Annotated in this window: 13 protein-coding genes; 5 read left to right on the top strand and 8 right to left on the bottom strand. The window is 69.9% G+C overall.

Going from position 1 to position 12103, the window contains the following annotated elements:
- Positions 1-218 precede the first annotated feature (218 nt).
- Positions 219-704, bottom strand: coding sequence for a MarR family transcriptional regulator (locus FPZ12_RS31510; protein ID WP_243770123.1), 486 nt, complete (start codon positions 702-704; stop codon positions 219-221).
- 99 nt (positions 705-803) lie between these two features.
- Here FPZ12_RS31510 and FPZ12_RS31505 point away from each other — a divergent pair, with 99 nt between their 5' ends.
- Positions 804-1241, top strand: coding sequence for a DUF6292 family protein (locus FPZ12_RS31505; protein WP_144749538.1), 438 nt, complete (start codon positions 804-806; stop codon positions 1239-1241).
- On the opposite strand, the gene FPZ12_RS31500 is transcribed toward FPZ12_RS31505, so the two are convergent.
- Entirely contained in the window at positions 1196-2581 is a 1386-nt protein-coding gene (locus FPZ12_RS31500) for a CHASE3 domain-containing protein (protein WP_144749536.1), read from the bottom strand. The two genes, FPZ12_RS31505 and FPZ12_RS31500, sit on opposite strands and share 46 nt — an antisense overlap.
- 169 nt (positions 2582-2750) lie before the next feature.
- On the opposite strand from FPZ12_RS31500, the gene FPZ12_RS31495 reads away from it, so the two are divergent.
- Together FPZ12_RS31495 and FPZ12_RS31490 are read left to right on the top strand one after the other, a co-directional pair.
- Positions 2751-3683 carry a helix-turn-helix domain-containing protein gene (locus FPZ12_RS31495; protein ID WP_144749534.1) on the top strand — a complete coding sequence of 311 codons (933 nt, stop codon included), beginning with the start codon at positions 2751-2753 and terminating at the stop codon, positions 3681-3683.
- Positions 3667-4506, top strand: coding sequence for an SAM-dependent methyltransferase (locus FPZ12_RS31490; protein WP_144749532.1), 840 nt, complete (start codon positions 3667-3669; stop codon positions 4504-4506). The genes FPZ12_RS31495 and FPZ12_RS31490 overlap by 17 nt, the downstream gene beginning before the upstream one ends.
- Here the strand turns inward: FPZ12_RS31490 and paaE are convergent.
- From paaE to paaZ, 6 genes are read right to left on the bottom strand one after another with little or no spacing between them, the layout of a single operon-like run.
- Positions 4503-5573, bottom strand: a complete 1071-nt coding sequence (paaE, locus tag FPZ12_RS31485; protein ID WP_144749530.1) for a 1,2-phenylacetyl-CoA epoxidase subunit PaaE — start codon at positions 5571-5573, stop codon at positions 4503-4505. The two genes, FPZ12_RS31490 and paaE, sit on opposite strands and share 4 nt — an antisense overlap.
- A 1-nt stretch (position 5574) precedes the next feature.
- Positions 5575-6057, bottom strand: coding sequence for a 1,2-phenylacetyl-CoA epoxidase subunit PaaD (gene paaD / locus FPZ12_RS31480; RefSeq protein WP_144749528.1), 483 nt, complete (start codon positions 6055-6057; stop codon positions 5575-5577).
- Complete coding sequence (gene paaC / locus FPZ12_RS31475) at positions 6051-6920, bottom strand: 1,2-phenylacetyl-CoA epoxidase subunit PaaC (protein WP_144749526.1); 870 nt, start codon at positions 6918-6920, stop codon at positions 6051-6053. The genes paaD and paaC overlap by 7 nt, the downstream gene beginning before the upstream one ends.
- A 7-nt stretch (positions 6921-6927) precedes the next feature.
- On the bottom strand, positions 6928-7209 hold the full coding sequence (paaB, locus tag FPZ12_RS31470) for a 1,2-phenylacetyl-CoA epoxidase subunit PaaB (RefSeq protein WP_144749524.1): 282 nt from the start codon (positions 7207-7209) through the stop codon (positions 6928-6930).
- Entirely contained in the window at positions 7206-8153 is a 948-nt protein-coding gene (paaA, locus tag FPZ12_RS31465; RefSeq protein ID WP_144749522.1) for a 1,2-phenylacetyl-CoA epoxidase subunit PaaA, read from the bottom strand. Before paaA ends, paaB begins: the two co-directional genes overlap by 4 nt.
- The gene (gene paaZ, locus FPZ12_RS31460; RefSeq protein WP_144749520.1) at positions 8150-10177 is read right to left on the bottom strand and encodes a phenylacetic acid degradation bifunctional protein PaaZ; all 2028 of its coding nucleotides are present in this window, start codon (positions 10175-10177) and stop codon (positions 8150-8152) included. The genes paaA and paaZ overlap by 4 nt, the downstream gene beginning before the upstream one ends.
- 175 nt (positions 10178-10352) lie before the next feature.
- Here paaZ and paaI point away from each other — a divergent pair, with 175 nt between their 5' ends.
- Together paaI and paaK are read left to right on the top strand one after the other, a co-directional pair.
- Complete coding sequence (gene paaI, locus FPZ12_RS31455) at positions 10353-10730, top strand: hydroxyphenylacetyl-CoA thioesterase PaaI (RefSeq protein ID WP_144749547.1); 378 nt, start codon at positions 10353-10355, stop codon at positions 10728-10730.
- Between the two features lie 10 nt (positions 10731-10740).
- On the top strand, positions 10741-12087 hold the full coding sequence (paaK, locus tag FPZ12_RS31450) for a phenylacetate--CoA ligase PaaK (RefSeq protein WP_144749518.1): 1347 nt from the start codon (positions 10741-10743) through the stop codon (positions 12085-12087).
- Positions 12088-12103: the final 16 nt, after the last annotated feature.

The following is a 12103-nucleotide window of genomic DNA, read 5'->3' as shown; positions in this document are numbered from 1 at the left end:
GACATGCGGTGGGGAACACGAGGAACGGGTTGGGACGGGATGGCGAATCGGGATGGCAGAGCGGTGCGGCAAGGCGGTACGGCGAGAAGGATGCGCCGACCGGCCTAAGCGACTACGGCCAAAAGGACGACAGTGACGACAGCGACCACCCCGCCCGCCACCCAGCCGCACTGTCCACTGTGTACAAACGGGCACCGGATGCGCAAGCCACTACCGGTTCAGCCGGAAGCGAGCCGTCCGCTGGAGCGGCGGCCGGCGTCGGACACGCGTGCCAGGAAGCCCGCGAGCAGTTCGAGTTCGGCCTCGTCGTAGTCGGCGCAGATCTCGTCCATCTCGCCGTTCATCCCGGCATAGAGCCGGAAAAGCTCGCCCGCCCTGTCCGGCAGCGCCCGCACGAGCACGGCCCGTCGATCGGCCGGATCCCGGTCCCTGGCCACCCAGCCGGCACGCTCCAGCCGGTCGAGGATCCCGGTGATGGTGGCCGGATGCAGCCCCGCCTGCCGGGCCAGCGCGCTCGGCCCGATCGGCCCGTGCCGGGTGATCAGGTCGAGACAGTCGAGGTCCACGTCCTTCAACCCGGCGTGCCCGCCCACCTGGTGGTTCAACAGCGACAACTGGATGCTCAGCTCGCGCAGCGTCTCCTTGATCCCGGTGGCCAGCCGCCGCTTCCGCCGCCCCGCGTCCGCGCTCACCTTCACGTTCACAGCATGAAGATACGCGAAGATCCGGCCAGCGAGATTCGATCGCCGTTTCGGGGGTACTCCGTCCGGGCAGCTGACAACAGGATGCGAGGGACGGACGGCGTGGACATTTACGGGTGGGATGCGGCGGAATCGGCTCTGCGGGCGTACATCGCCGTCACGGCGAAAGCGCTGGGGGTCCCGCCCGACTCCACCTGTTGCACGATGGGCCGCCCCGCCACCGGCTACATCGCGCTCGACGACCGCCTGCCGGGATTCCCGGACCGCGACCTCGCCCTGCTCTGGGAGGACACCCGCGGCTGGGCCGCCGCGATCGAAACGCACTGCGGCGAGGACCTCATCGTGGTCTCCTACCTCGGCGTGGACCCCGTTCCGGCACCACACCAGGTGGCCGGGTTCGTCAAGGACCTACTCGCCGACGCACAGCCGGGTTCGATCACGCCACCGGAGTTCCCGGTCACCCCCGACCTGCTTCGCCGCCTTGCCGCTTTCGGCTACACCGGTACCCACCACTGGATGACGACCCGCTCCTCTTCGTGACCGACCTCGCTGCCTCCACCATGCAGCAGCGCGCGCTCCAGGAGCTCGGCGACGAGCCGCTGGTCGGGGCCGCCGCCGTGGGCGGGCGCGCGCACCCGTAACCGGACCTGGAAGTCGTCACGGGACAGGGCGATCTCGACGGGACCGCCGGAGTTCGCGGAGCCCACGGCGCGCAGCGCGTCGCCGAGCACCCCGGGCACCTCCACCGCGAGCCACTCCGGGAGGTCGTGGTCGAGGTCGCCGGTCAGCACCAGCTCGGGCACCACGCCGAGCCCGTTCTCCAGATCGTCGACCAGGTTCTGCACGGCGATGCCGAGCGACTCGGTCACCACGATCTGCCCGTACAGCGCGCCGCGCAGCCGGTTGATGGCCTGGTCGAGATCGGCGATCGTGCGGGTCAGCAGCACACGCGCGCCAGGATGGCGGGCGGCGCCGGACTGCAGGTTCAGCCCGATCGCGAACAGCCGTTTGATCACCGTGTCGCCGAGTTCACGGGCGATCCGGTCGGTCTCCTCGAGCCGCGCAAGCTGCTGGGACTTCTGCGCGGTGAGCTCGATCTCCGCCAGGGTGCGCGCCCGCATGGTCTCCACCGCGCGGCCCACTTCGGCGACCTCGTCCGGGCCGGCGGGATCCACGCGCGCCCCGAGTTCCCCATCGGCGACGCGGCGCACCTGGCCGACGAGCCGGGTGAGCGGCAGGGCGAGCGAACGGCGCAGGATCAGGATCGTGGCCGCGCCGAGCACCAGCGCCACGAGCGCGCAGGTGATGGTGACCGTGCGGGCGGTGGCCTGCGCGCTCGTCGCGGACTCCAGGCCGACCGCGGTCAGGTCACTGATGCGGCCCTGCAACTCCGTGGTCCTGGTGCGCAGGACGTCGAAAGTTTCCTTACTGGTGGCCAAATCCGCCACCGTCGCACCACTTCCGCCCGCGCGCGCCGACGCGATCTCCGGCATCGCGGACCCGCTCTGCCACCGCGAAAACGCCGCGTCGACGCCGTCGAGCATGCCCAGCGACACCGGGTCCTCGGTCAGCAGCCGGCGAAGCTCCTGGGTCTGCCGGGCCGCGTCCGCCTGGCCGTCGACGTAGGGCTGCAGGAACGACTCGTCCCTGGTGAGCAGGAATCCGCGTTCCCCGGACTCCATGTCCACATAGCTCTTGCCCAGTTCGGCGACCGACTGCTGCGCGGGCCGGAACACGGTGCGCACGTGCGCGCCGATGTCGCTGGCGTGCAACCACGTCAGCGTCGCCGCCGCCGCGGTGACGAGCACCAGCACCAGCAGCGCCCAGACGAGCAGGTAGACCCGCCACCGCAACGTGCGTGGCCGGAGATGGCTGAGCACGGCTCAGCGTAACCCGGCGAACCGCCTGTGCGAGTGAGATCCGGATGGCATGGGCACTTCCGGCGCAACGGGTGCGCGCCGGAAGTGGCCGGGCTTGCCTGCCGGTGCCGCTGCCCTTAGCGTCTTTGCCAGCATCGGGTAACGGGTGGCGTCGACCGAAAGAAGTCAGGTGAAACTTCCCCCGGTGGCGGGTACCCCGACGGGGCGCCGGTTCCAGTTGGCCGCGCTCCTCAAACACCTGCGTGAAGAGCGGGTGATGACGCAGGAGACGGTCGGGCGGCTGTTGTGGCCGGGCGCCCGCGCCGTCCAGAACAAGCTGACCAGGCTGGAAAACGGCGACAGCGCGATCAACCAACGGGATCTGAGCAGGCTGCTGGAGATCTACCAGGTGCTCGACCCGATCACCGTCGCGCTCGCGATGCGGTTGTGCGACGGCACTTCGCAGCGCGGCCGGTGGCGCGGCTACCGCGCCTCGTATGAAAAGGAGCTGTGGCCGTACATCGATCTGGAGGAGGACGCCGAGCAGATCCGGATGGTCGGCACCGAGCAGCTGCCGGGTCTGCTGCAGTGCGAGTCGTACGTGCGCGCGGAATTCGGCATGACGGCCCCGGCCGGCACGGTCGACGCCGCGGCCGAAGCGGTGCGGGCGCGGCAGGCGAAGCTGCTGCGGCCGGGGAGGCCGGCCGAGATCTACGCCGTGCTGAGCGAATCCTGTCTGCGCCGGGTGCGCGGCAACGACGAAGTGATGCACGAACAACTGGAGTATCTGCTGGAGCTGTCCTACCGCCCGAACCTCACCTTGCAGGTGGCGCCGTTCCGCTCGCCTTCCGGCACCTCGGCCGCCGGGCTGCTGGAGCGGTTCATCCTGCTGCGCCTCAGCGCTCCGGGCGTGATCAGCGATTTCCAGCAGCACCTCGACTTCGTGTTCACGCGCGTCGGCGGCAGGCTCACCTCGGGCGAAGACGTGCACGCGTACGAAGATCTGTGGCGCGGCGCGACCAGCGCGGGCCTCGACCCCGAGCGCACGCGGCGCTTCCTGCGCGAAGTCAGCCGCGGCTACCGGTATCTGAGCAAGGAGCCCCACTATGCCGACCGAACCTGAAGCCCGGCAGCGCGGAGCGCACGCGTCCGATCCGTCGGTGGCCACGGCCGCGCGCGTGTACGACTACATGCTCGGCGGCACGCACAACTACCCCATCGACAGGGCGGCCGGCGCGCGCACGCTGCAGTCGTTCCCGCTGGCCACGCTCGTCGCCCGCTACAACCGCGAGTTCCTGCAACGCGCGGTGCGTTTCCTGGCGCGCGCCGGGATCCGGCAGTTCCTCGACCTCGGCTCGGGAATCCCGACGGTCGGCAACGTGCACGAGATCGCGCAGGCGGAGGCGCGGGGCTCGCGCGTGGTGTACGTGGACTACGAGTGGGACGCGGTCGCGTTCGGCAGGGAGATCCTCGGCGAGGATCCGGACACCCGGTACCTGCACGCGGATCTGTGCGAGCCGGAGGCGGTGCTCGACAGCCCGGAGGTGACCGGGCTGCTGGACTTCGCGCAGCCGGTGGCGGTGCTGATGATCTCCGTGCTGCACTTCGTCACCGACGACGCCGAGGCGCTCGACGTGGCGCGGCGGTACACCTCGCGGCTGGTGCCGGGCAGCTATTTCGCGCTGAGCCACCTGGCCCCGCCGGAGAGTTCGGACCGCAGCCTGGCGCTGCAGCGGGAGACGAACAAGGTCTACAACAGCTCGGTGGCCGAGGACCTCGCGATCCGCAACCGCGCGCAGATCACCGAGTTCTTCGGGAACGCCGAACTCGTGCCGCCCGGCCTGGTGCTGCTGCCGGACTGGCGCCCCGACGACCCGGGCTACGTGCCCGACGACGAGGACGCGTCGCGGCAGATGGGGGTGGCCGGGGTGGGACGGATCGGTTAGGCGTCGTAGTCGACGGTCAGCTTTGGGCCGCACGGGAGAGTCTGGCAGGTCAGCACGAAGCCCTCCGCCACTTCCGCCTCTTCCAGGGCGAAGTTGCGGCGCATATCCGCCTCGCCGCTGGTGACCTTCGCGCGGCAGGTTCCGCAGACACCGCCCTTGCACGCGAAAGGCAGATCGGGCCGCGCTCGCTGGGCGCCGTCGAGGATGGCGAGGTCGCGGGGCTGCGCGGTGGTCGTCGAGCGCCCGTCGAGGATGATCGTCACCTCGGTGGTCAGGCCCTCGGCCTTCGCGTCCTCGTGGCGCACCGGTTCGGGCGGCACATCGTCCACATAGAACAGTTCCTGGTGGATTCGTTCGACGCCGATCCCCTTGTCGCGCAACAGGTCCCGCGCCTCGGTGACCATGCCGAACGGGCCGCACAGCCACCAGTGGTCCACCGCGGACACATCCGGGAACAACGCCATCAGCGCGCGCAGCTTGGCCGCGTCGAGCCTGCCGGTGAACAGCTCCGCCTCACGCGGTTCGCGGGAGAGCACGTGCACCAGTTCGAGCCGGTCCGGGTACCGGTCCTTCAGGTCGGCGAGCTCGTCGGCGAACATCACCGTGTCCGTGCGGCGGTTTCCGTAGAGCAGCGTGACCGTGGACTTCGGCTCGCGCAGCACGGTCGACGCGATCGAGAGCACCGGCGTGATCCCCGATCCCGCCGCGATGAGCACGTGGTGGCCAGGCTCGGCGCCGGGGGTGAAGGCGCCGGCCGGGGTGCCGACCTCGATCTCGTCGCCGGGCCGCACCTCCCGCACGAGCCAGCTGGAGAACAGCCCGTCCGGCACCTCGCGCACGCCGATGCGCGGCTTCTCGCCCTCCGGCGCGCAGATCGAGTACGAGCGGCGTTCTTCGCGGCCGTCGACCATGCGCCGCAGCGTCAGGGACTGCCCTGCCCGGAACCGGAAGTCGTCCGCGAGCTCCGGTGGCACGTCGAAGGTGACCGCGACCGCGTCTTCGCACAGCCGGTCGACCCCGGCAACGGCGAGCGAGTGGAAACTGCCCCGCACACGTGTGGTGGTCAACTCAGATCTCCTTGACGTGCTCGAAAGTTTCGTGACAGCCGTGGCAGCGCCGCAGCGCTTTGCACGCGGTGGGCCCGAATTCCGACACCGCCACGGTGTCGGCGGAACCGCACAGCGGGCAGGTGACCCGCCGCACCGCGGGCCCGAGCCGCAGCGGAATCGGGCCGCGGGGCGCCGCGCCGGGCGGGGCGATGCCCGCCTTGGCGAGTTTGCGGCGGCCGTCGTCGGTGATCCAGTCGCTGGACCACGCCGGGCGCAGCACCGTGCGCACCTCGACGTCCTCGTAGCCGGCGCGCTCCAGCGCGTGCACCAGGTCGTCCCGCATCGTGTCCATCGCCGGGCAGCCGGTGTACGTCGGCGTGATCGACACGACCACGCGTCCGTCCTCTTCGGACACTTCGCGCAGCACGCCGAGGTCGGCCAGCGTGAGCATCGGCAGTTCGGGATCGGTCACCGATTCGGCGGCCCGCAGCGCGCTCACCATGTCGCGTCCGGATACGCGCGTGCCACGGACTGCAGCTCCGCCAGCAGGTAACCCATCGCCTCGGTGTGCACGCCGTCGCGACCGGTACGGCCGGAAACCCCGGCACGTGCGGGCACCTCGGGCACGTCCAGCGTTGCCGCCGAACACACCTGCGCGAGCACGTCGTCGAATTCTTCACGCAGCGACGCCGGGTCCACGCCGACGCTCACCTCGACCGGATGCGACGCGAACAGCTCGCCCACGTAAGGCCAGATCTCGTTCAGCCCGGCCTGCATGCGCTCGTGCGAGAACTCGGTGCCGTCACCGAGCCGGACCGCCCACTGCGCCGCGTAGTCGCGGTGGTAGGCGACCTCCTTGACGCCCTTGGTCGCGATGGCCGCGAGCACCGGGTCACGCGAGTCGCGCAACCGCTGCAGCAGGGCGAGCCGCCAGGTGGAGAACACCAGCAGCAGGGCGATCAACCGCCCGAAGTCGCCGCGCGGCAGCTCGGCCAGCCGGACGTTGCGGAACTCGTGCTCGGCGCGGAAGAACGCGTAGGAGTCCTCGGAACGTTCGCTGCCGTCGGCCTTCCCGGCCCGCGCCAGCAGCAGCCGCGCCTGGCCGAGCAGGTCGAGCCCGATGTTGGCGATCGCGACCTCGTCCTCCAGCTCGGGCGCGTTGGTGCACCACTCCTGGAGCCGGTGCGAGAAGATCAGCGCGTCGTCGCCGAGCATGAGGCAGTACGCCGAAAGCTCGGCACCGTCCATTCCGGACGGCAGCGTGGTGTCCACTCCGGACAGTGGGTCGGCGAACCCGGTACCGAACGCCCACCTCGAGTCGTCCTGGGCGTCCGCGAGTGCCTCGTAGGCAGTGTCAAAGGACATCGTCAGCTCACATGTGGGGAACGTCGTCGGGAATGTCGTAGAACGTCGGGTGCCGGTACACCTTGTCGGCGCTCGGCGCGAAGAACGGGTCCTTCTCGTCGGGCGAGGCCGCGGTGATGTCGGCGGCCTTGACCACCCAGATGCTCACGCCTTCGTTGCGCCTGGTGTACAGGTCGCGGGCGTTGTGCAGGGCCATCTGGTCGTCCGCCGCGCGCAGCGAACCGACGTGCACGTGATTGAGGCCCCGCTTGCCCCGCACGAAAACTTCGTACAACGGCCACTCGTTCACGCCGCCACCTCCTGGGTCTTGCGCGCATGCGCGGCCGCGGCTTCGCGGACCCACGCCCCGTCTTCGTGTGCCTGCCGGCGGTGTTCGACGCGCTCGGCGTTGCACGGGCCGTTGCCGGAGACGACCTGCTTGAACTCGTCCCAGTCGACGGCGCCGAAGTCGTAGTGCCCGCGTTCGGCGTTCCACTTCAGCTCCGGGTCCGGGAACGTGACGCCGAGGATCTCCGCCTGCGGTACCGACATGTCGACGAAACGCTGGCGCAGCTCGTCGTTGGTGTGCCGCTTGATCCGCCAGGCCATCGACTGCGCGGTGTTCGGCGAATCGCCGTCCGGCGGGCCGAACATCATCAGCGACGGCCACCACCAGCGGTTCACCGCCTCCTGCACCATCTCCCGCTGCGCCCGGGTGCCCTTCATCATCGTCATCAGCAGCTCGAAACCCTGCCGCTGGTGGAAGGACTCCTCCTTGCAGATCCGGATCATCGCCCGCGCGTACGGGCCGTAGCTGCTGCGGCACAACGGCACCTGGTTGCAGATCGCCGCGCCGTCCACCAGCCAGCCGATCACGCCGACGTCGGCGAAGGTCAGCGTCGGGTAGTTGAAGATCGAGGAGTACTTCTGCCGCCCGGTGACCAGCCGTTCGGTCAGGTCACCGCGGTCGGCGCCGAGGGTTTCGGTAGCCGAGTACAGGTACAGCCCGTGGCCCGCCTCGTCCTGCACCTTCGCGAGCAGGATCGCCTTGCGGCGAAGGGAAGGCGCGCGGGTGATCCAGTTGCCCTCGGGCTGCATGCCGATGATCTCCGAATGCGCGTGCTGCGCGATCATCCGGATCATCGTCTTCCGGTAGCCCTCGGGCACCCAGTCGCGCGGCTCGATCCGCTGGTCCTTCGAGATGGTGTGCTCGAAGTGGGCTTCGAGGTCCTTTTCGGACAGTGTGGCGGTCACGAGTCCTCCTTGGCGACCAGGGTGAGCACGTCGTACTTGGCGACCGAGTCCCCGCCGGCGTTGGTCACGTCGGCGTCCCAGCGGACCTCGCCGTAGTCCTGGTCGAGTCGCGGGGTGATCTGCTTGCAGGTCAGGGTCACCGTCAGCTCGTCGCCCGGTTTGACCGGGGTCAGGAAGCGCAGGTTCTCCAGGCCGTAGTTCGCGAGCACCGGGCCGGGCTCGGGCGAGACGAACAGGCCCGCGGCGAACGAGACCACCAGGTAGCCGTGCGCGACGATCCCGCCGAACAGCGGGTTCGCGGCGGCCGCATCGGGGTCGGTGTGCGCGTAGAACGTGTCGCCGGTGAACTCGGCGAAATGGTCGACGTCCTCGCGCGTGACGGCACGGGGCCCGGCCACCACGGAGTCGCCGATCTTCAGCTCCGCCAAGGACTTCCGGAACGGGTGGACGCCCTCGGCACGCGGCGCGCCCGCCACCCACCGGCCCGTGACCGCGCTCAGTACCCGGGGGCTGGCCTGCACGGCGGTGCGCTGCATGTGGTGCAGCACGCCGCGGATGCCACCCATCTCCTCGCCGCCGCCCGCGCGGCCGGGGCCGCCGTGGACCAGTTGCGGCATCGGCGAACCGTGCCCCGTGGACTCCTTGGCGTCGTCGGTGTCGAGCACCAGCAGCCGCCCGTGCCACGGCGCGACGCCGAGCACGATCTCGCGCGCGAACTCCGCGTCGCCGGTGACGACCGAGCCCGCGAGGCTGCCCTCGCCGCGGGCCGCGTAGCCGATGACCTGCTCGGCCGACGTGTACTGCAGCAGCGTGGACACCGGGCCGAAAGCCTCGACCTCGTGCGGCTCGGCGCGCTCGGGGTCGCCCTTGAGCAGGATCGGCGAGATGAAGGCGCCGCGCTCGGCGTCGGCATCCGTGACCTCGACCCGTTCGGGGTCGCCGAACACGATGCTTCCCGCCGCCTGCAAGGCTTTCAGCGAGCGGCGGACTTCTTCGCGCTGCTCCAGGCTGGCCAGCGCGCCCATCCGCACGCCTTCACTGTTCGGGTTGCCGACGACGACCTTCGCGAGCCGCGCGCTGACGGCCTCGGCGACGTCGTCGAGCAGTTCCGCGGGCACGAAAGCGCGGCGGATCGCGGTGCACTTCTGCCCGGCCTTCACCGTCATCTCGGTGACGAGCTGCTTGACGTAGAGGTCGAACTCGGGCGTGCCGGGCTTCGCGTCCGGGCCGAGGATCGAGCAGTTGAGCGAGTCGGCTTCGGCGTTGAACCGGACGGCGTTGCGCACGATCGCCGGGTGCGCGCGCAGCTTCCGCGCGGTGGAGGCGGAACCGGTGAAGGACACCAGATCCTGCGCCGTGACGTGGTCGAGGAGGTCACCGGCGCTGCCGCACACCAGCTGCAGCGAGCCCTCGGGCAGCAGGCCGGAATCGATGATCAGCTCGACGAGCTTCTCGGTGAGGTACGCGGTCTGGCTGGCCGGCTTCACGAGGCTCGGCACACCCGCGAGGAACGCGGGGGCGAACTTCTCCAGCGGGCCCCAGACGGGGAAGTTGAACGCGTTGATCTGCACCGCGACGCCGTGCAGCGGGCTCGCGATGTGCTGCGCGACGAAGGTGCCACCCCTGCCCAGCGGCTCCACGTCGCCCTCGACGTACACCGTGTCGTTCGGCAGCTCGCGCTTTCCCTTGCTGGCGAAGGCGAACAGCACACCGATACCGCCGTCCACGTCGAACTTCGAGTCACCGAGCGTGGAACCGGTGCGCGCGGAGAGCGCATACAGCTCGTCACGGTGCTCGCGCAGGTGCGAAGCCAGCGCCTTGAGCAGCGCGGCACGCTGGTGGAACGTCAGTTCGCCCAGGGCGGGCCCGCCGACGCGGCGGCCGTAGTCGAGCGCCGCGTCCATGTCGACGCCGGTGGAGGAGATCCGGGCGACCTCCTCGCCGGTGACGGCGTCGTGGAGCGGGGCGCCCTCGTCGGGCGCGGTGAACCAGTCGCCGCTGACGTAGCTCCGCAGGAGCGTCATCGATCCTCCTCGAATTACCAACCGAACGTTCAGGAAGTCATGGTAGCGCCTCGTGGCGGTTTGCGAAAGACACCCACCCCTTGACAGACCTCGCGGAAAGGGTCACTTTAATTACCGTCCATTCGGTCAGTCACAAGGTGGTGAACGAGTGTCGGAGTCCACGGCAGCTCAGGCGATGTTCGACGACGACGTGGCGTCGAAGGCGCTCGGGATCGAGCTGCTCGAGGCGGGTGACGGGCGTGCCGTCGCGCGGATGACGATCACCGATCAGATGGTCAACGGGCACGCCATCGCGCACGGCGGGTACCTGTTCCTGCTGGCCGACACCGCCTTCGCCTGCGCGTGCAACAGCCACGGCCCGGTCACCGTCGCCTCCGGCGCGGAGGTCTCCTTCGTCAGCAGCGCGCGGCTCGGCGACGAGCTGGTGGCCACCGCCGACGAGCGCACCCGCTACGGCCGCAACGGGATCTACGACGTGACAGTGCGCCGCGGCGAGGAAGTCATCGCCGAGTTCCGCGGCCGCAGCCGCACCATCGAACGCCCCGAGAACTGAGGAGCCCCCGATGACCACCACGCACAGCGAAGTGCCGCACGCCAAGCGGCTGGGGACCGCGCCCGCGGCCGACGACCTCACGGCGGACGAACGGCTGAGCGTCGACGAGCTCCGTGCCCGGCAGCTCGAACGTCTACAGTGGACGCTCAAGCACGCCTACGAGAACGTGCCCTGCTACCGCGCGAAGTTCGACGAGGCCGGGGTGCGCCCGGAGGACTGCCGCGAGCTGGCGGATCTGGCGAAGTTCCCGTACACCACCAAACAGGACCTGCGCGAGCACTACCCGTTCGGCATGTTCGCGGTGCCGCAGGAGCAGGTCCGCCGCATCCACGCCTCCAGCGGCACCACCGGCAAGCCGACCGTGGTGGGCTACACCGAGCAGGACATCGACACGTGGGCCACCGTGGTGGCGCGGTCGATCTTCGCCGCGGGCGGGCGGCCGGGGCACAAAGTGCATGTGGCGTACGGGTACGGTCTGTTCACCGGCGGGCTCGGCGCGCACTACGGCGTGGAAAAGCTCGGTGCCACGGCGATTCCGGCGTCCGGCGGGATGACGGCACGGCAGGTGCAGATCATCACCGACTTCCGGCCCGAGGTCATCATGGTGACCCCGTCGTACATGCTCACCCTGCTCGACGAGTTCGAGCGCCAGGGCATCGACCCGCGCACGAGCTCGCTCAAGGTCGGCATCTTCGGCGCCGAACCGTGGACCGAGCAGATGCGGCTGGAAATCGAGGAGCGGATGGACCTCGACGCGGTGGACATCTACGGGCTGTCCGAGGTGATGGGCCCCGGCGTGGCGCAGGAAGCGGTGGAGACCAAGGACGGGCTGCACGTCTGGGAGGACCACTTCTACCCTGAGGTGATCGACCCGGTCGACGAAAACGTGCTGGGCGAAGGGGAAACCGGCGAGCTGCTGTTCACTTCGCTGACCAAACAGGCGATGCCGATCATCCGCTACCGCACCCGCGACCTGACCGCGCTGCGCCCCGGTACCGCGCGGCCGGCGTTCCGGCGGATGGACAAGGTGACCGGGCGCAGCGATGACATGATCATCCTGCGCGGGGTGAACGTGTTCCCCACCCAGATCGAGGAGATCGTGCTCGCCACCGGCGGGCTCGCCCCGCACTTCCAGCTGCGCCTGACCCGCAAAGACCGGATGGACCACCTCACGGTGCTGGTGGAGGCGCGGTCCGACACCCCGGCCGAGCGCCGGGGCAGCGCCGCGGCGGAGATCGCGACCAGGGTCAAGGACGGCGTCGGGGTGAGCGTCGGCGTCGAGGTGCTGGACCCGGACACGCTCGAACGTTCGGTCGGGAAAATGCGCCGTGTGATCGACCAGCGGCCGCGGCCGTGACCGTGCTTGCGATACT

Origin of the sequence: Amycolatopsis acidicola (assembly GCF_007713735.2) — a bacterium.
Classification (GTDB): domain Bacteria; phylum Actinomycetota; class Actinomycetes; order Mycobacteriales; family Pseudonocardiaceae; genus Amycolatopsis_E; species Amycolatopsis_E acidicola.
Note: the sequence above shows the minus strand (reverse complement) of the source record. Positions and strands in the feature narration are given on the sequence as shown.

Coding starts and splice junctions, on each gene's coding strand:
- FPZ12_RS31490 (WP_144749532.1), top strand. CDS start 3,667: ATGCCGACCGAACCTGAAGCCCGGCAGCGCGGAGCGCACGCGTCCGAT.
- paaD (WP_144749528.1), bottom strand. CDS start 6,057: ATGGTGAGCGCGCTGCGGGCCGCCGAATCGGTGACCGATCCCGAACTG.
- paaC (WP_144749526.1), bottom strand. CDS start 6,920: ATGTCCTTTGACACTGCCTACGAGGCACTCGCGGACGCCCAGGACGAC.
- paaZ (WP_144749520.1), bottom strand. CDS start 10,177: ATGACGCTCCTGCGGAGCTACGTCAGCGGCGACTGGTTCACCGCGCCC.
- paaI (WP_144749547.1), top strand. CDS start 10,353: ATGTTCGACGACGACGTGGCGTCGAAGGCGCTCGGGATCGAGCTGCTC.
- paaK (WP_144749518.1), top strand. CDS start 10,741: ATGACCACCACGCACAGCGAAGTGCCGCACGCCAAGCGGCTGGGGACC.